The organism is Acinetobacter sp. CY17, assembly GCF_059515825.1.
This window is the reverse complement of the sequence record NZ_JCAKMX010000002.1, coordinates 68,082-86,676: the sequence shown is the minus strand read 5'-3', so window position 1 is coordinate 86,676 and position 18,595 is coordinate 68,082. Positions and strand designations below refer to the sequence as shown.

Below are 18,595 nucleotides of genomic sequence, written 5' to 3'. Positions count from 1 at the left end.
TTTATTTTTAAGTCAATATATAAAATACCAACAAAGCTATCGATTAGCCTCACAAGAATTTCACGTGTTTTCAAGCTACACTTAATTCATTTACGCATTTTATGAGCCCTATGTCTGCTTATCAACTTGTTTGGCTGCGCCAAGATTTACGTACCTTTGATCATAGTGCCTTGTACCATGCAATGGCCGCTGGGCCAACTATTGCTGTGGTGGTGCTATCACCACAGCAATGGCAGCTGCATGGGGATGCGAGCCTAAAAATCGATTTTTATTTACGCCAATTACAGCAGTTACAACAGCAGCTTAAGCGCCTGAATGTACCACTCGTGATTTTGCGTATTGAGCATTGGCGCGACATTGCAGAGCACTTTTGTCAGCTCTGTCAACAACTGTCTATTGTCAAGCTTTACGCCAACTGTGAAGCTGGCATAAACGAACAACAGCGTGACAATTTGGTTCAAGAAACACTTCAACATATCGGTGTTGCGGTGGAGTTTTTTCATGATCGAACCATATTTCCATTGGGTTCGATTCGCAATAAATCAGCGCGGCCTTATCAAGTCTTTGGTGCCTTTAAAAAACAGTGCTATGAACGACTCCGTGTCGCTTTACCCTCCTGTTACCCTGTGCCTGAAGCCCAAGCCAAAATCGATTTAAATTTAGCATCGTTTTGCACCATCCCAGAGTTAACTGAACTTGGCTTTAGGGAGATTGACCCCACACAACAAACGCTGTGGCCGGTGGGCGAAGAAACCGCACTGGATCGTTTAGACGTTTTTATTGCCGATCAAGTCAAACATTATCAGCATGAGCGCGACTACCCCAATTTAAATGCCACGAGTCAATTGTCACCCTATTTAAATAGCGGGCTGTTGTCTATACGCAGCTGTATACAGGCCCTATTCCGCTCACAATATGGTGATTTTTATTTTGACAATGAAGGGCAACAAACATGGCTCGATGAATTGTTGTGGCGCGAATTCTATCAACACCTCCTCTTTGATTTTCCACACCTCTCAAAACATCTGCCCTTTAAAGCGCAAACACAGGCATTAGCATGGCGTAATGATGCGCAAGATTTAGCAGCATGGCAACAAGGACAAACTGGGATTCCGATTGTAGATGCGGGTATGCGTCAAATGCGTGCCACAGGTTGGATGCACAATCGTGTGCGAATGATTGTGGCGATGTTTTTCACTAAAAATTTACTCATGGATTGGCGTATCGGTGAAGCATGGTTTATGCAGCACTTAATTGATGGTGATTTAGCTGCCAATAATGGTGGCTGGCAATGGTGTGCCTCTACCGGTACCGATGCTGTGCCTTATTTCCGAATTTTTAATCCAGTCAGTCAATCACAAAAATTTGACCCTCAAGGTGACTATATTCGACGTTGGGTGCCCGAATTAGCGCATTTAGATGCCAAAGAAATTCATGATCCTTATGCTAAACAACCCCATCGAGCTTTAAATTATCCCAAAGCAATCGTTGATTTAAAGCAAAGTCGCCTACGTGCTTTAGCGGCATTTCAAGCTTTATAAAAAAATCCCGATCAATGATCGGGATTTTTCTTAAGCAAGCTGCTCATCACGTTTAAACACCAGCTCATTGCCGTGTGAGCTGACTGGGTCAAAGTAGTAACCATCCACATTAAATGCTTTTAAGGCGTCTGGCTGTTGCACTTGGTTTTCGATAATATAGCGCGCCATTAAACCTCGGGCTTTTTTGGCGTAAAAACTAATCACTTTATATTTGCCATTTTTCTGATCTAAAAACACAGGCTTGATCACTTGTGCATTAAGTTTTGACTCTTGTAGTACTTTATAATATTCATCAGAGGCCAGATTCACCAAAATATCTGTTTGATTTTCTTTTAAATCTTGATTGATGAAATCAGTGATGATATTGCCCCAAAACGCATATAAATTGCTGCCACGCGGATTTTTTAAACGTGTGCCCATTTCTAAACGATAAGGCATCATTAAATCTAAAGGTTTTAGCAACCCATATAAACCCGATAACATACGTAACTTTTGTTGGGCATATTCTAATTGCTGATCCGACAAACGATAAGCATCTAAACCCGTATACACATCTCCCTTAAATGCAAAGATGGCTTGGCGACTATTGGCCAAGTTAAAATCTGGCTGCCAGTCACGAAAACGTGCCACATTTAGCTGCGCAATTTTTTCACTCACCGACATTAAACTGGCAATTTCTGTAGCACTGAGCTTACGACTTAGGTCGATAAGCTGTTGTGAGTGCTCTAGCAACCTTGGTAAAGTATGCACATCTGTAGGTAGACTGGTTTCATAATCGAGGGTTTTGGCTGGGGAAATAACAACAAACATAGAAAATTTGATCAAAAAATAATTAAACAAATATAACAGCAGCGCTATTTTAATGCCAATCTGTGTTTTTACTGAACATTATCGGTAGAATGTCGCGTTGTTTCTTTACCTGACTGTTGATTATGTCTGAGCAAATTTTCATCCAAGGCCCAGCAGGCAAAATTGAAGTTTTTGTCGATTACCCTCAGGGTGAAGTGAAAGGATTCGCTGTTGTCTGCCACCCCCATCCTCTACAAGGTGGTACACCGCACCATAAAGTTCCGGCACTGCTCGCGCAGATGTTTTTAGAACGTGGCTGCGTCGTCTATCGTCCAAGTTTCCGTGGTTCAGGCGCGAGTGAAGGCGTACATGATGAAGGTTTTGGCGAAACCGAAGATGTATTAGAGGTGATCCAATTTGCCCGCAAAAAGCATCTCACCGTACCATTTTATGCCGGTGGTTTTAGTTTTGGCGCGCACGTGATGGTCAAGGCTTATGCCACGCTCCCTGTAGAACTACAGCCCAAACAAGCCATGATCTGTGGTTTACCTACTGCAACTGTGGCAGGTGTACGTCATTATGTGACTCCACCGATTAAAGGCGATATTCTGTTTATTCATGGCGAAGCTGACGAAGTGACTTTATTGTCCGATATGATTGAGTGGTCACGTCCACAGCGTCACTTAGTCACGATCTTGCCAGGTGCCAATCATTTCTTTACCGGTTATTTAAAACAATTACGTCTTGCAATGACACGTTATTTAACCTTGTAAAATTTAAAACCTCGCTTTTGCGAGGTTTTTTTAGGCCTTATTTCCACTTAAAATCATGAAAATTTTTATCACTTTTTAAGGTCGTTTCAACGGCTTGTGCCAACTGATTCAGTAAACTTTGCTCGGTGATCCGCTCCAACCAGTCTTGTTCTTCTGCAGGATAAGAGCTGATTTCACAAACCATTTGTCCGTTATCATCTTGACTTTGACAGCTTACCGCCAACGGTAATTCATGCTCTTCAACACTGACTGCAATATGATCACCACTTTGCGATAAGGTTTCAAAACCAAAATCTGCCAATTTATCTGCCAAAAGCTGCGTGACGTGTTTTTGTGCCAAAAGGCATGCGTTGACATTATTATTTGCTTCACAGTGTGCAATAAATTGTAAAACTCTCATCTATGCATCCAAAAGACATTTTTGTTGTATAGACTTGAGCATATGCTCATAAACTCAAACAGCCAAGTGAATCACTTGGCTGTTGTGTATTTTTTGAGCAAAATTTAGACTAATTACTCAGTCACTTGAATTGCTAGACCTGCTGTGTTAGCCAGTTCAGTAAAGGTTGGGAAACTGGTTGCCACTGTTTCTGTACCTACAATTTGAATTGCACCTGAAGTACGTAGACCTGCCATCGAGAAACTCATGGCAATACGATGATCATGATGTGATTCAATTTCACCACCGGTGAAGATTGCGCCCCACTCACCTTGTTTACCCTTACCTTCAATGATGATGCCATCTTCAGTTGGTGTGCAGTCAATACCCATGGTTGTTAGACCATCTGCCATTACTTGAATACGGTCTGATTCTTTAACACGTAATTCAGCAGCACCGGTTAATACAGTTTGACCTTCTGCACATGCCGCGGCAATAAATAACGCTGGGAACTCATCAATGGCCAATGGCACTTGATCTTCCGGAATATGAATGCCTTTAAGCGTACGTGTGCCTTGAATACGAATGTCTGCAATCGGCTCACCGCCTGCAATACGCTCATTGTGTACGGTAAGATCAGCACCCATCTGTTTTAAAATTTCGATAATCCCAGTACGCGTTGGGTTAATACCCACAGCTTCTAAAGTAATATCTGAACCTTGTGTAATCGCAGCGCCCACCATAAAGAAGGCTGCTGAAGAAATATCAGAAGGCACTTGAATATGAGTACCCACCAATTTGCCACCGCCTTGCAAGGAAATACGATTACCTTCGGTTTTTACCTCATAACCAAAGGCACGTAACATACGCTCAGTATGATCACGGGTCGGCTCAGGTTCAGTGACAGAGGTTTCACCTGCCGCCCAAAGACCTGCCAATAAAATCCCTGATTTCACTTGCGCAGAGGCCATGGGTAAGTCGTAATGTACGCCTTGTAAAGCTTGACCACCGGTAATTGAAATCGGCGGTGTACCACGCTCACCTGTGCTTTGAATTTGTGCACCCATTAAACGTAATGGCTGAGCAATGCGCTCCATTGGTCGTTTAGACAGTGATGCATCACCGGTCATGACTGAATCAAATTGTTGCGCAGACAACATGCCTGAAAGCAAACGCATAGAGGTGCCTGAGTTGCCCATATACAGCGCAGATTTTGGTGCTTTTAGGCCATGCATGCCCACACCATGAATGGTCACTTCACCATTTTTAGGGCCTTCAATCGAGACACCCATATCACGGAAAGCTTGCAAGGTAGCCAGCGCATCTTCACCTTCTAAAAAACCTGTGACATGCGTGGTGCCTTCTGCAATCGCACCAAACATGATTGAACGATGTGACACTGATTTGTCACCTGGTACGGTAAATTTACCTTGGAAATTCTTAGCACCCGGTTGGATTGTAAATTGTTGTGTCACTTGTGTGTTCTCCAGCAAAGGTTTTTGAGCAAGCATATGATTAAAGTGCTGACGCGCCGCTTGAGCATGGCCCAATAAGCCCATCAATTGTTGTGAATTTTCATCTTCAATCAGTTTGCGAATCACCGCCAATTGTTGTTCAAAACCATCTACAGCTTTTAAGATCGCGGTTTTATTGGCGAAAAAGATGTCATGCCACATTTGTGGATCACTGGCAGCAATACGTGAGAAATCACGAAAACCGCCTGCGGCATAACGGAAAATATCTAAGTTATCTTCTCGGTTGGCCAGTTGTTCAACCAAGTTAAAGGCCATTAAATGCGGCAAATGACTGGTATGTGCCAACACTTCATCATGTTTGGCCACATCCATACAAATCACTTCTGCATGAGCAGCTTGCCACAGTTGAATCAGTCGCTCGACTGCCCATGTGCTACTTGTCGGCAGTGGGGTCAAAATTACTTTGTGATTGGCAAATAAATCCACTTTACCTGCATGCACACCCGTATGCTCGGCACCAGCAATCGGATGCCCCGGTACAAAACCTGCTGGTAAGTCTTCACCATACACCGCTTTAGCTGCCTCAACGACATTGCCTTTGGTACTGCCGACATCGGTAATAATGGTGTTGGCCATTAAATGTGGTTTGATCAGCTCAAGGACTTTTTGGGTCGCGCGCACGGGTAAAGCCAGTACCACTAAATCCGCACCTTGCACCGCATCAATCGGGTTATCATAACCCGCACAAATTAAACCTAAAGCTTTGGCATCGCTTAAGGTTTTCTCAGAACGGGTGGAGGCCACAATCTGTTTGGCTAAGTTTTCTGCCACCATCACGCGGGCTAAACTTGAACCAATCAGACCTAAACCAATAAAAGCAACTTTTTCAAACTGTAGCTGTGACATTAGTTATGCTGTTGCCTCTAAAGACAGAACTTTCGCCAATGCGCTTAAGAATTTAGCATTTTCAGCTTCGGTTCCAATCGATACACGTAAATGGTTGGCAATCCCTACAGGACGCACAATCACACCTTCTTTAAGTAAAGCATTAAACGTGGCCGCAGGGTCTGCTTGTACATCCACCAATAAGAAGTTGGCACGTGATGGCACATAGTTTAAGCCCAAAGCTTGAAAACCAGCTTCTAACTGCGCCATACCAGCTTTATTGGAAATACGCGATTTTTCAATAAAGTCTTCGTCTCTTAATGCGGCAACGGCTGCTACCATGGCTAAATGGTTCACGTTAAATGGCTGACGAATACGGTTTAAGAAATCTGTCACTTCAGCAGAAGCTAAAGCAAAACCCACCCGTAATGCCGCTAAACCATAGCATTTAGATAAAGTACGGCTAATAATTAAATTTGGATATTGGCTTAAGAATTTTAAGCTGTTGAAGTTTTCTGGGAAATATTCCACATACGCTTCGTCTAACACCACAATCACATGGCTTGGCACTTGCTGCATAAAGCTTTCAAATTCAGCTTCTTCAAACCAAGTCCCAGTTGGGTTATTTGGATTAGCAATAAAGATTAACTTGGTGTTGTCTTGTACTGCTTTGGCCATGGCATCTAAGTCATGGGCAAAACCTTTGGCAGGCACTTCAATGGCCTCAGCATTAATGGCTTGGGTCACTAAAGCGTACACAGCAAATGCGTGTTGGCTATACACCACAGAATCTTTTTCTGACACAAAGGCACGGGCAAACATTTCTAATAGATCGTTTGAACCATTACCTAAAGTAATTTGTTCATGTTGCACATTAAACTGTGCTGCCACTTGGTCTTTTAAAATAAAACCACCACCATCAGGATAACGACCAATTTCTGCCAACTCTGCTGCGACGGCTTGTTTGACTTTCTCTGAACAACCGAGAGGGTTTTCATTAGATGCCAATTTTACAATATCCGTTAAACCTAATTCACGCTCTAACTCGCTCATAGGTTTACCTGGTTGATAAGGCTTTAATTTTGCAATGCCGTCATTGGCTGGCACAAAGGTCATATTCTACTTCCCGATGGAGACAATTATACCGAGCAACAGCAGTTGCGCTGCTCGGCTTAAAACTTATAGCACAGCGATTGGGTATGAACCAAGCACACGTACTTCTTTGACTAAAGGACGAATTTCTTCAATCGCCGCTTTAACCTGTTCTTGCTCAATGTGACCTTCTAAATCAATAAAGAACACATAAGCCCACTTCTCTGGTAAAGCTGGACGCGTTTCAATACTGGTCAAACTAATATTGTGTTTGGCAAATGGCGCTAAAATTTCAAGTAAAGCACCGGCGCGGTCATGTGCTGAAATCAGTAATGAAGTCTTGTCATTGCCGCTTTGTGGCACTTTTTCACGACCAATCACCAAGAAACGTGTGGTGTTTTCAGGGTTATCTTCAATATTGCTATGTAAAATTTCTAAGTCATAAATATTGGCTGCAATTTCAGATGCAATCGCTGCTGAATGCCATTCATTACGAATACGACGTGCTGCTTCTGCATTTGAACTTAAAGCAACACGCTCTACACCCGGATAATGCGCATCTAACCAACCACGGCACTGCGCAAGGGTTTGTTGATGCGCATAAATTTGTTTAATGCTGTCTTTACGGGTGTTTTCAGAAATCAAAAATTGATGATGAATACGCAGTTCGACCTCACCAATCACATTTAAATGTGAGGCTTTAAAACAATCTAAAGTATGATTCACCACACCTTCTGATGAGTTTTCAACTGGCACTAAACCATAATGTGCGCTACCCGCTTCGACTTCACGGAACACTTCATCAATGGTAGGTAATGGACGTACTACCGCATCTTGACCAAAATGCTTGAGTACTGCCGAATGGGTATACGTACCCACAGGCCCTAAAAAGGCAATACTTTGTGGCGCTTCGAGCGCTAAACATGCCGACATAATTTCACGGAACAAACGCGCCATGGTGGCATCAGACAACGGGCCATCATTACGATCCATGACATTGCGTAAAACTTGTGCTTCACGTTCCGGGCGGTAAAACAATGGATTCTCTTCTTGCGCGAATTTGGCTTTGGCAACAGCTTCAGCTAAACGTGCACGGCGGCTAATCAGTTGTTGGATCTGTTGATCTACAGAGTCGATATCTTCACGAATTTTAGCTAAATCAAGAGAAGTCGTTGTGTTTTGATCGTCGTTGACCATTGTTATGTCGCCCTTCAGGAAATGTGATGCAAACAGTATAACAATAGAGAGCTTTGAAATCTTGCGCAATACAACTTTAATGGATTCAGTCTTAAAAACAGACAGTTGGTTAAAATAAGCTCAATTGTTCAAAGGTCTTCTGCCAACCTATTTCTTATTTTTTAAGCACTCATAACCATTAGTTTGAGCTTGGCTTTTGCTCGCCTTAAACTTGGCAAATTTGCCTTGGTTTTTGGCATTTTTTCAACTAGGCAAGCCTACACTTTTTATGCACATTAAAGCGCTACAGCCAATAATAACAATCAAGGATGATTTAAATGAGCATTTCAACACTGCAACCGTGGCAACAGCACTTCCCAAAGCAATTGCTTGAGCATCCTTTCGGTGAGCAACCCTTAGCTCAGCATTTAACTGCGCTTTTAGATCAAGCAGTTGCGCAATACTCAAACCAGCCTGCTTTTAGTTTAAGCTTGCCAAATGGCTTGAGCCAAACTCTGACTTATCAGCAAATTGAGGATTTTGCCAATCAACTGGCCAATTTCCTACAACATACTTGGCAGCTGCAACCCGGCGATGTAGTCGGTATACAACTGCCTAATAGTCTGCATTACCCCATTGCGGTGTTTGCCTGTTGGAAAATTGGTGTGATTATTAGCAATATTAATCCACTGTATACTGCACGCGAGTTGGAATACCAGTTAACTGATACTCAAGCCAAAGCCTTAATTGTTTCAGATCTCTTCTTAAACACCTTTGAGAAGGTGCTGCAGCAACAACCGAAATTGGCTGAGTTAAAACTGTTAACCGCAAGTTTAAGTGAATTTTTCCCTGCACCGATTCAACAACAATTGGCGCAACACTTTCACCAAGAAGCGCAACAACAACAGCGCAGCACCAGTGCCAGCATCCCTTTTACGACTTTTGCACAGGCGCTTGCGCAAGGTGCTACACACTTACCCTATCAAGCCCAGCAGCATCAGACTGCAGTTTATCAATATACTGGGGGTACTACAGGTCGTAGTAAAGGCGCAATTATTTGCCACAGTAATCTGATTCATCTCATTGCAATGATGGCGCAATATCTAGAGGCTTATCAGACACCAATCAACCCACAGCAATGTATTTTAACCGCGATTCCGCTGTATCATATTTTTGCCTTTACCGTAAACTTCTTAAGTTTTGTTAAAGGTGGCGGACATAATGTTCTTATTCCATCACCGCGCCCCATGCACAACTTAAAACCTGCCTTTGAACAATTTGACATTACGTGGCTGACCGGTGTAGATACTTTATATGCAGGTTTATTGGCAGAAGATTGGTTTGTGCAAAATCCACCGCAGTTAAACTGCGCCATTGCCGGTGGTACAGCCTTACGCCCAAGTACTGCCGAACGCTGGACAAACATTGTGGGTCCAATTTTGGAAGGTTATGGCATGACCGAAACCAGTTGTGCGGCGCTATTGCATCCGCCGCTTGATTCAATCCGCCGTGGTTCAATTGGTTTTCCATTTCAAGGTTCAAATATCAAAATTATTGATGATCAAGGTCAAGAGTTAGGGATTGATCAAGCCGGTGAGCTTTGTGTACAAGGGCCACATATCGTGCAGGCTTATTTAAATCGCGATACAGAGACCCAAGAGACTTTTATAGATGGTTGGCTGCATACTGGTGATATTGCCAAAATTGATGCTGAGGGCTTTTGTTATATCTTAGATCGTAAAAAAGATATGGTATTGGTCTCAGGTTTTAATGTGTATCCTAATGAAGTTGAAGCGGTACTCATGCAGCATCCTGATATTCGTGAAGCAGCAGTGATGGCCGTTAGCGATGAAAATACCGGTGAAGCGGTCAAAGCGTTTATTGCCACACATAAGCCTGTATCAAGTCACGAGATCCTTACCCACTGTCGTCAACATCTAACCGCCTATAAAGTGCCTAAACACATTGAGTTTTTGGCAGATCTACCTAAATCCACAGTAGGTAAAATCTTACGTGCTGAGCTACGCATACTTGAACAGCAGTCACATTCTGCCTAGCATCGCATTTACCTTAGATTATGATTTGACCACAAAACTCCCCTGCATCATGCAGGGGTTTTTAGTTAGGCTAAAACACAAACGACTCTGACACACAAGGGATGGTCTCATGTCTAAAAATATTGCGCTCTTGCTCGGTCCTAATTTTAGTGACGCTGAATATTTGGCGGCAGCTGATACCTTACAATTTGCCGGCCATCATCTGATTCATATTAGTCCTTGCTTAGAAGATGTGATTTATGGGGAAAAACAAACACCAGTTCAATTACAGCAGCATTTACCAGATGTTTGTCTGCTGGGCATTGATGGTTTAATGTTGTTTGCCTTAGAACAGCATCCTTGGGTCAGTGATTTTGTACAGCGGGTGGCCAATGCACATAAGCCCATTTTTAGTTTTAGTCAGGCAACCGAACTTCTCATTGCTGCTAAAGTGGCTTATGGACGCCGTTTAACCGCAGCCAGAAGTGGGCAAGCCTCTTTAAAGGCTGCAGGCGCCGTGTATTTAGACCAAGCAGTGGTCAATGACCATAATCTGTATATTTCAAGTCGCAGCCACGAAGACTTAGCTGCCTTTTTACAAGAAACCTTACATGTATTACGCGCATAAAAAAGGGCAGCCTCAGCCACCCTTTTAAATAACTCTAGCGTTAAGCGTTGGCTTTACTCTCTTCTGCCATTTGCGCATCAATCACATCTGGATGTGCTAAAGCATAGTCCAAACGCTCTTTATCTAATTGACCTACCCATTTTGCAACCATAATGGTTGCCAATGAATTACCAATTAAGTTAGTTAAAGCACGTGCCTCAGACATGAAGCGGTCGATCCCTAAAATTAAGGCCAAACCAGCCACAGGAATATGTCCTACCGCAGAAAGTGTTGCCGCCATCACAATAAAACCTGAACCCGTCACACCTGCTGCGCCTTTAGACGAAATTAACAGTACAAGCAGTAAGGTAATTTGGTGGGAAAGGTCCAGTGGTGTATTGGTGGCTTGTGCAATGAAGATGGCTGCCATGGTTAAGTAAATCGAAGTACCATCTAAGTTAAAGGAATAACCTGTTGGAATGACCAAACCGACAACTGATTTTTCACAGCCTGCCAGTTCCAATTTTTTCAACATTCGTGGTAATACCGATTCAGACGACGAGGTACCTAATACAATTAACAACTCTTCACGAATTAAGCGAATCATTCGCATGATGCTAAAGCCACCAATACGCGCAATTGCACCCAAAATAATAAAGATAAACATGACACAAGTAATGTAAAAACAGATGATTAACTGTGCCAATTGCGCCAGTGTACCAATGCCATATTTACCAATGGTAAATGCCATCGCACCAAATGCACCAATTGGTGCAAGCTTCATCACCATATTTACAATGTTAAAGAACACATGTGAAATTTGATCAATAAACTGTAAAACCGGTTTACCTTTAGCGCCCAACTGATGCAGCGCAAAACCAAACATAATGGCAAACAGTAACACTTGCAGGATTTCACCCTCTGCAAATGCCCCCACCACCGTGTTTGGAATAATGTTCATAAAGAAGTCAATCGTAGATTGCGATTCACCACTTGCGACATATTTTGAGATGCCTGCTGTATCTAAAGATGCAGGGTCTACGTTCATGCCAACACCTGGTTTCCAGATGTTAATCACTACCAGACCAATCACAAGCGCGATTGTTGAAACAATTTCAAAATACAAAAGTGCGACGCCACCGGTTTTACCCACTGACTTCATATTTTCCATACCAGCGATGCCACTGACCACTGTACAGAAAATTACCGGAGCGATGATCATTTTAATCAAACGAATAAAACCATCACCTAAAGGTTTCAGTTGTTCACCAAAACCCGGTACATACTGCTCTACACCATTGATGATTTGCGTGCCGCTTGGTGAGAAATGCCCGACCAAAATACCCGCAATAATAGCAATAATCACCTGAAAATATAGAGATTTATAGATTGGTTTTTTAGCCATAGTGTTACTTCTTTCTATATTTCTTAAACTTCAAGAAATACCCAATATTTGTCTATTCTCTCGAATACACAGCCCTTAGCCCTCTGGGAATACCCAACGGAAAATGGGTATTGCTGTTGCAATACCCCAATAAAAAAACCTGATGATTTAGAAGATCTAAGCAATACTTTAAAAGTATCAAAAAAGATGAATTTATTTAAAATGCATCTATTCAGAACAGGAGATAACTAAAAATTAATCAAATAATATAAAAAACGCCCCATTTTAGCTGAGTTTTGAGCATATTTTGGCTGCCATAGCTTACATTTCACCCAACCATCCTTAGACCTTAGTCTAGTTGCTGTAACTATAGTTTCAGCCTTAGCTCTTTTCTCGCTACATACTCTCATGCACAATAGGGCCATGAGCCTTTATTCACTTTGATGCACTTTATGAACAATAAACGTAATATTTATCAAGATTTTGAACATCCATTTGCCCAATTTGTTCGTATTGTGGGCAAAGGCAAAAATGGGGCGCGCTCGTTAAGCTATGACGAAGCCTATCAAGCATTTTCGATGATTTTAAAAGATGAAGTGTTGGATGTGCAGCTCGGTGCATTTTTAATGTTGCTGCGGGTCAAAGAAGAATCTGTCGATGAATTAGCAGGCTTTGTACAAGCCACCCGCGATCAACTGCAATTTAAAGCCTTAGACGTCGATTTAGACTGGTCATCTTATGCCGGTAAACGTAAGCATTATCCGTGGTTTTTACTTGCCGCGCTGACTTTAGCTAAGCATGGCTATAAAGTGGTGATGCACGGCGCTTCAGGGCATACGATTAACCGCCTTTATACTGAGCAAGTCTTACAATACTTAGGCTATCCAATTTGCCAATCAGATCATGACGTTGAACAGCAGCTTCAACAGCATCACTTTGCCTATTTACCGTTACATGCAATCTCGCCAATTTTAAGTGATTTGATTGGTTTACGAAATGTCATGGGTTTACGCTCACCGATTCATACCTTAGCGCGTCTGATTAATCCATTTAATGCCAAAGCCACTATGCAAGCGATTTTCCATCCGGCTTATCGCACTTCACATCAACAAGCGGCTTTTAAGTTAGGCTATCAAAACAGTGCCGTGATTAAAGGCGAAGGCGGCGAGTTTGAACGTAATCCAGATGCCAAAACCTTAATTTGTGGTATTCAAGATGGCGTGATGTATGAACATGAATTACCTAAACTGACTGAAAATCGTAGTCCAAGTGAAGAAGAACTCGATTTAAGTATTTTTAAAGCAGTATGGGAAGGCAAACAGTCACATGCTTATGGCGACATTGCCGTGCCTGAAACCATGGGTATTGCCCTCTATACCATGGGCGTGTGTGACTCATACCCTGCAGCCATGCAAAAATCGCGTGAGCTGTGGCAAACACGCCTTGAGGTTTAAGACTGAAGCTGATCTGCATACTGATGCATACGACTTAGATCACCCTGATAATGCTGTAAAATTCGTGGATGCATTAATCTAAACCAACGCTTTGGTATAAATACATCGCCAAACAAGGCACCGTAACCTTTGGGGAGTAGCGGTGCTGTTGGGTCACTCTCAAGTAAATGGAATGGTTTAGTCGGATGCGCATGATGATCACTATGCCGTTGTAAATGATAAAACAAGACATTGCTGCATAAGCTATTATGGTTCCAACTGTGTTGCGCTGTGACGGCTTCATACCGCCCTGTATTTAAGCGTTGCCTTTTTAAGCCATAATGCTCCATATAATTGACCGCTTCTAATAAGGTAATGCTATACGCCACTTGCGCGCTTTGTAATAGCAGCCATTTTTTTCCAAAGATTTTCAACATACCCGCATGAAAAATCAGCCCTGCTGTCCAAGCTTGTAAAAGTTCATTATGAGGATGCCAAAAGCTTAAATGTTTACGCGCTAAACGATTTTTTTCGATGTTGATCGCAGATTTAAAACCGCCCCATACCGTACGTGGCAAAAAGCGCCAAAATGACTCCCCATAATAAGCAGATGCCGGGTCTTTGGGCGTAGCCACAAAACGATGATGGCCATAATTATGTTCAATTCTAAAATGTGAATAGGCGCTTGGTAATAGCACAATATGCGCTAACAAATGTTTATAGGTTTTAGATTTATGCCCAAGCTCATACGCAACACTCATTCCCACTACATTGACCACAGACAACAAACTCGCCAGTAGTAGCGTGTCTAAGACTCGCGTATCTTTTCGTGTGGCTAAGTATCGAAATTGGTGGCGTATTGCAGCGGAATATAGGCGGCGACCACACGAGTATAATAAGGATCATGTTGTAATTGTTTGAGTTGCTCAAGATTAATCCGATGATCATCCTCAGCAAAATAACGGTCAAAAAAAGGAATCAGGCCATGTAAGGTGATTAAGCCAGTACTGGCAAATACACTCTGCAGCACTTTAGGGCCTTTGGCAAAGCCAATTAATGCGCCCGTTGCAATCACAGGAATACTTAGCCCCAACAACCACAATTTACGTTTTGGATCAGCATACATTGTGCTACTCCTGAGCAAGTTCTCCTCAGATTATGCCATGCTCAATAGCGTCACAATTGTGTATTCCTGCAATTAAAAAGACACCCGAAGGTGCCTTTTTTTATACAAAACGAATCGGTTTAAATTCCGGCTCATTTTTGTGATGATCATCATCACATTCTTCGCCTTCTTCTTTTGTGCCACGGTCGATATAACCGCTACGTTCAGTTTCGGGCAGATGTTTCATTTCCCAAGCATAGACCGCTTGCATACAGGTTTCACGTTGCTCTTGCGTTAAAGCAACACCATTGGGCCATTTACCAATTTCAACGGCTGTACGTAAACGCTCGACAATTTCGGGGTTGAGCATCGCCAACATTTGTTCAATATTCATTATTCATCCTGCTGTTGCAATGAATCAAAACCTTGGTTCCACCCAAGTTTGGTACGGCATGCCATATAAAAATCATACCCAGGTGGATGCAGTAAATTCAGTTTAAAGGGATGTTTACGGATATGTAAACTGTCGCCTACACCTAAGGATACACTATGTTGACCATCTGCGCTGACCATTGGTAAGACACGGTTTTCACGAATGATGATTTTAATTTCGCTATTGCCCCCCACCACAATCGGACGTGACGACAACGTATGCGGATGCATCGGCACCAAAGCAATGGCATCCATACTTGGATGTAAGATCGGGCCACCCCCAGAGAGCGCATAGGCGGTCGATCCCGTTGGGGTTGAAACAATCAAACCATCACTGTGCTGACGATACACATATTGCCCATCAATATTGAGTTCAAAATCAATCATGTGTACCGATTTACCTGAGTGCAGCACCACATCGTTTAAAGCAATCGCTTGATAAATGGATTCACCTTTAGAGCGCACTTCCATTTCCAGTAAAAAGCGCCGGTCACGCTGATATTCACCTTGTAATACCTGATCGAGCTTATGCAACACTTCTGTAGGTTTAATATCGGTTAAAAACCCCAGACGTCCCCGGTTGACCCCAATCACAGGCGTATTATGCCGTACCAAAGCGCGTGCGGCATGTAGCAATGAACCATCACCACCGACCACAATCACCAGATCCACCACTTCACCTAATAAACTACGACTGACGGTTTGAGTATTTTGGTAAGGTACTAACTGCGCTGTTTCGATATCAAATACGGGGTGTAGCCCTTGTGCCATTAAATGGTCATGAATGAGACATAAAGTTTCGACCACTGATGATTTATCAGGGCGACCAATTAAGCCAATGTTTCGAAATGTCTTATGTGAAATGTGCACCGACGATATCGCTCCGCTACGATTCGATTGCTATCATAGCATTAACCCGTTTAATTTTAAAAAAACTTTAAAGCACTGAATCAAGCCAATTTTTTTGGGCAATCTTGCTGCTCGTTCACAGTTTGTTTCTTGCAAATTATTGCAAAGCTTCGCATCATTGGCGTAATTGTCTTGGTTGTTATATGTGGTTATGAAGTCTGAGCGCGGTATAGGCATTATTGCTTTACTCTTTTGTATTTTAGTGATTGGCGCATTTTTAGCCTTTAGTGTCTATTTAATTCGTCTGGATAACGTGGTCAGAACCAAGTTTGAGGGACAGCGTTGGGATATTCCAGCCAAGGTCTTTGCCCGTCCGCTACAAATCTATAACAATGCCCCAGTGAGCCAAGCTGAGTTTATTCAAGAACTTGAATTGCTGGGCTATAAAAACTCTGATGGTTATAATAAGACGGGACACTATGTCAGTACTGGCAATACTTTATATGTGCATACCCGTGGTTTCGACTTTGGCGATCATGTTGAACCTGAACAAATTTTAAAGGTCAATTTTGAAGGCAACCAAATTGCTCAGGTCAGCGCCACCAAACCGACGGCCAATGGCATTGCCCAATTAGAACCCATGCTGATTGGCGGTATTTATCCGCAGCATAATGAAGACCGTGTGCTGATTAAATTAGCCAATGTGCCAAAACCGCTTATCAATGCCTTAATTGCTACTGAGGATCGTAATTTTTATCATCATTATGGGGTATCTGTGCGTGGCACGGCGCGTGCTGTGGTGTCAAACCTAACCGGTGGTAAGCGTCAAGGTGGCTCAACACTCACCCAACAATTGGTCAAAAACTTTTATTTAAGCCCTGAAAAAACCCTTAAACGTAAAGTCAACGAAGCGTTCATGGCGATGTTAATTGAGCTGCATTACAGCAAAGAGGAAATTTTAGAAGCTTATTTAAATGAAGTTAATTTAGGTCAAAATGGCAACTATTCAATCAATGGTTATGGCTTAGCGGCACAGTTTTACTTTGGTTTACCGCTACGTGAACTCAATATTGCCCAACAAGCATTTTTGGTCGGTTTGGTTCAAGGCCCATCCTTATATAACCCTTGGCGTAATCCAGAAGCAGCGAAAAAACGCCGCGATATTGTACTCAACAATATGTTGGTGATGGGCTATTTAAATCAAGCAGATTATGAACGTGAAGTCGCACGTCCATTAAATGTGATTAGTAAACCCACTTTAGGCCCTGCACGTTTCCCAGATTATCTAGATGTGGTGCGTCGTCAATTACGTAGCGAATATCAAGAAACTGATTTAACCAATACAGGCGTAAGGATTTTTACCGCCCTTGACCCAATTGCCCAAACCAATGTCCAAAAAAGCTTTAAAGCATCCGTACAGCGTTTAGAAAATGCCAATTCGCGTTTAGATAATTTACAAGGTGCAGTGTTAGTAGCACGCCCTGACAATGGCGAGTTGGTGGCTGTGGTCGGTTCAAGTCAAGATTTTACTGGTTTTAACCGCGCTTTAGATGCCAAACGTCAAGTTGGCTCGTTATTAAAACCGGTGATCTATTTAACCGCGCTAGAATCTGGGCGTTATCACTGGGCCAGCCCTGTTGAGGACAGCTACATCAGCATTAGCTCTGAAGGCAAAGCCTGGACGCCCAAAAACTATGGCGGCAATGAATATGGCATTGTTCCTATGGCACGTGCGCTCTCACAATCTTATAACTTGTCTGCGGTCCGTTTAGGCCAAGAATTTGGCTTAGCCAGTTTTAGCAATCATTTAAAACGTTTTGGTGTCACTAGTCCAATTCCGCCTTATCCATCCATTTTCTTAGGTGCGGTGGATATGTCACCCATGGAAGTATTAAGCATCTATTCCAACTTTGCATCAGGTGGTGTGAAATACCCTGCTCGAGCGATTCGTAATGTCGTGGATAGTCAAGGACGCAACCTTACTCGCTTCGGTCTAGATCTACAGCAAACCATTAAACCTGACAGTGCTTATGTACTTAATTATGGCTTACAACAAGTGATGCGTACTGGTACAGGTCGTGCTGCCTATAACACACTGCCGAGCAATTTAAATTTAGCTGGTAAATCTGGCACCACCAATGATACACGTGATTCATGGTTTGCTGGGTATTCGGGTAACTATGTGTCTGTAGTATGGCTTGGCTTAGACGATAACAAAGTTACAGGTCTAACCGGTTCTTCCGGCGCCTTACCCGTATGGAGCAATGTCATGTCACAGCTTCGTCAGCAGCCTGTAAATTTACGCCAACCCAATAATGTCTCTTGGCATTGGATGGACACAGCATCAGGCGATAAACTTTCTGCCCAAGGCTGTGAAAATGCAGTGCATATTCCTATGCTGCGTAATTCAGTGCCACGCCGTGCCACGCCTTGTGGCAGTGCACATTATGAAGTGGTACCTGCAGAACCAAGCAGCAATGAATATCAACAACCCGAAGCACCACAACCTAGTGCGCCTCCACAAACTGAAGACAGTATTGAAAATTGGATTCGTGAAAGTGAATCTGAGATTCAGCAAGGACGCTATAACGACAATCGCGAGGTGATCTCCAGTGGCAGCTATAATCAATAAACTGGTA

14 protein-coding genes and 1 pseudogene are annotated in these 18,595 nt (G+C 42.8%); 6 read left to right on the top strand and 9 right to left on the bottom strand.

The annotated features are described in order from the left end of the window. Positions 1-110: 110 nt before the first annotated feature. On the top strand, positions 111-1,541 hold the full coding sequence (locus AC5YCI_RS01890; protein WP_496175137.1) for a cryptochrome/photolyase family protein: 1,431 nt from the start codon (positions 111-113) through the stop codon (positions 1,539-1,541). Positions 1,542-1,571: 30 nt separating this feature from the next. On the opposite strand, the gene yaaA is transcribed toward AC5YCI_RS01890, so the two are convergent. Then, the gene (gene yaaA / locus AC5YCI_RS01885) at positions 1,572-2,351 is read right to left on the bottom strand and encodes a peroxide stress protein YaaA (protein ID WP_496128335.1); all 780 of its coding nucleotides are present in this window, start codon (positions 2,349-2,351) and stop codon (positions 1,572-1,574) included. A gap of 122 nt (positions 2,352-2,473) precedes the next feature. On the opposite strand from yaaA, the gene AC5YCI_RS01880 reads away from it, so the two are divergent. Then, positions 2,474-3,103, top strand: coding sequence for an alpha/beta hydrolase (locus tag AC5YCI_RS01880; RefSeq protein WP_496128334.1), 630 nt, complete (start codon positions 2,474-2,476; stop codon positions 3,101-3,103). Positions 3,104-3,140: 37 nt separating this feature from the next. Here the strand turns inward: AC5YCI_RS01880 and AC5YCI_RS01875 are convergent, their stop codons facing one another. From AC5YCI_RS01875 to pheA, 4 genes are all read right to left on the bottom strand, one after another. Continuing rightward, a complete protein-coding gene (locus tag AC5YCI_RS01875) occupies positions 3,141-3,503 on the bottom strand; it encodes a hypothetical protein (RefSeq protein WP_496128333.1) in 363 nt (120 codons plus the stop codon). A 113-nt stretch (positions 3,504-3,616) separates the two neighbouring features. Continuing rightward, a complete protein-coding gene (locus tag AC5YCI_RS01870; protein WP_496128332.1) occupies positions 3,617-5,863 on the bottom strand; it encodes a bifunctional prephenate dehydrogenase/3-phosphoshikimate 1-carboxyvinyltransferase in 2,247 nt (748 codons plus the stop codon). Positions 5,864-5,866: 3 nt separating this feature from the next. Then, positions 5,867-6,958, bottom strand: coding sequence for a histidinol-phosphate transaminase (gene hisC / locus AC5YCI_RS01865; RefSeq protein WP_496128331.1), 1,092 nt, complete (start codon positions 6,956-6,958; stop codon positions 5,867-5,869). Between the two features lie 63 nt (positions 6,959-7,021). After that, positions 7,022-8,131: a prephenate dehydratase gene (pheA, locus tag AC5YCI_RS01860; RefSeq protein ID WP_496128330.1), complete on the bottom strand. Its 1,110-nt coding sequence runs from the start codon at positions 8,129-8,131 to the stop codon at positions 7,022-7,024. A gap of 317 nt (positions 8,132-8,448) precedes the next feature. Between pheA and AC5YCI_RS01855 the strand changes: the two genes are divergently transcribed. Both AC5YCI_RS01855 and AC5YCI_RS01850 read left to right on the top strand, forming a co-directional pair. Then, on the top strand, positions 8,449-10,167 hold the full coding sequence (locus tag AC5YCI_RS01855) for an AMP-binding protein (protein WP_496175136.1): 1,719 nt from the start codon (positions 8,449-8,451) through the stop codon (positions 10,165-10,167). Between the two features lie 109 nt (positions 10,168-10,276). Then, positions 10,277-10,774 (top strand): DJ-1/PfpI family protein, encoded by a 498-nt coding sequence (locus tag AC5YCI_RS01850; RefSeq protein WP_496128328.1) that lies wholly within the window; start codon positions 10,277-10,279, stop codon positions 10,772-10,774. A 40-nt stretch (positions 10,775-10,814) separates the two neighbouring features. Here the strand turns inward: AC5YCI_RS01850 and AC5YCI_RS01845 are convergent, their stop codons facing one another. Beyond that, a complete protein-coding gene (locus tag AC5YCI_RS01845; protein ID WP_496128327.1) occupies positions 10,815-12,158 on the bottom strand; it encodes a dicarboxylate/amino acid:cation symporter in 1,344 nt (447 codons plus the stop codon). Between the two features lie 431 nt (positions 12,159-12,589). Here AC5YCI_RS01845 and AC5YCI_RS01840 point away from each other — a divergent pair, with 431 nt between their 5' ends. Beyond that, complete coding sequence (locus AC5YCI_RS01840; protein WP_496128326.1) at positions 12,590-13,591, top strand: glycosyl transferase family protein; 1,002 nt, start codon at positions 12,590-12,592, stop codon at positions 13,589-13,591. Here the strand turns inward: AC5YCI_RS01840 and AC5YCI_RS01835 are convergent. The 3 genes and pseudogenes from AC5YCI_RS01835 to AC5YCI_RS01825 all read right to left on the bottom strand — a co-directional run bounded on the left by AC5YCI_RS01835 (position 13,588) and on the right by AC5YCI_RS01825 (position 15,977). Further along, positions 13,588-14,696: pseudogene (locus tag AC5YCI_RS01835) on the bottom strand (alkane 1-monooxygenase). The gene AC5YCI_RS01840 and the pseudogene AC5YCI_RS01835 overlap by 4 nt on opposite strands. Before the next feature lie 100 nt (positions 14,697-14,796). Next, entirely contained in the window at positions 14,797-15,069 is a 273-nt protein-coding gene (locus AC5YCI_RS01830) for a YeaC family protein (protein WP_496128325.1), read from the bottom strand. Next, positions 15,069-15,977 carry an NAD(+) kinase gene (locus AC5YCI_RS01825; protein ID WP_496128324.1) on the bottom strand — a complete coding sequence of 303 codons (909 nt, stop codon included), beginning with the start codon at positions 15,975-15,977 and terminating at the stop codon, positions 15,069-15,071. Before AC5YCI_RS01825 ends, AC5YCI_RS01830 begins: the two co-directional genes overlap by 1 nt. 190 nt (positions 15,978-16,167) lie before the next feature. On the opposite strand from AC5YCI_RS01825, the gene mrcB reads away from it, so the two are divergent. Then, the gene (gene mrcB, locus AC5YCI_RS01820; RefSeq protein WP_496128323.1) at positions 16,168-18,588 is read left to right on the top strand and encodes a penicillin-binding protein 1B; all 2,421 of its coding nucleotides are present in this window, start codon (positions 16,168-16,170) and stop codon (positions 18,586-18,588) included. Positions 18,589-18,595 lie beyond the last annotated feature (7 nt).

Bases quoted from the DNA above. Each gene is read 5' to 3' on its own strand.
- AC5YCI_RS01890 (WP_496175137.1), top strand. From the start codon at position 111: ATGTCTGCTTATCAACTTGTTTGGCTGCGCCAAGATTTACGTACCTTT.
- yaaA (WP_496128335.1), bottom strand. From the start codon at position 2,351: ATGTTTGTTGTTATTTCCCCAGCCAAAACCCTCGATTATGAAACCAGT.
- AC5YCI_RS01880 (WP_496128334.1), top strand. From the start codon at position 2,474: ATGTCTGAGCAAATTTTCATCCAAGGCCCAGCAGGCAAAATTGAAGTT.
- AC5YCI_RS01875 (WP_496128333.1), bottom strand. From the start codon at position 3,503: ATGAGAGTTTTACAATTTATTGCACACTGTGAAGCAAATAATAATGTC.
- AC5YCI_RS01870 (WP_496128332.1), bottom strand. From the start codon at position 5,863: ATGTCACAGCTACAGTTTGAAAAAGTTGCTTTTATTGGTTTAGGTCTG.
- hisC (WP_496128331.1), bottom strand. From the start codon at position 6,958: ATGACCTTTGTGCCAGCCAATGACGGCATTGCAAAATTAAAGCCTTAT.
- pheA (WP_496128330.1), bottom strand. From the start codon at position 8,131: ATGGTCAACGACGATCAAAACACAACGACTTCTCTTGATTTAGCTAAA.
- AC5YCI_RS01855 (WP_496175136.1), top strand. From the start codon at position 8,449: ATGAGCATTTCAACACTGCAACCGTGGCAACAGCACTTCCCAAAGCAA.
- AC5YCI_RS01850 (WP_496128328.1), top strand. From the start codon at position 10,277: ATGTCTAAAAATATTGCGCTCTTGCTCGGTCCTAATTTTAGTGACGCT.
- AC5YCI_RS01845 (WP_496128327.1), bottom strand. From the start codon at position 12,158: ATGGCTAAAAAACCAATCTATAAATCTCTATATTTTCAGGTGATTATT.
- AC5YCI_RS01840 (WP_496128326.1), top strand. From the start codon at position 12,590: ATGAACAATAAACGTAATATTTATCAAGATTTTGAACATCCATTTGCC.
- AC5YCI_RS01830 (WP_496128325.1), bottom strand. From the start codon at position 15,069: ATGAATATTGAACAAATGTTGGCGATGCTCAACCCCGAAATTGTCGAG.
- mrcB (WP_496128323.1), top strand. From the start codon at position 16,168: ATGAAGTCTGAGCGCGGTATAGGCATTATTGCTTTACTCTTTTGTATT.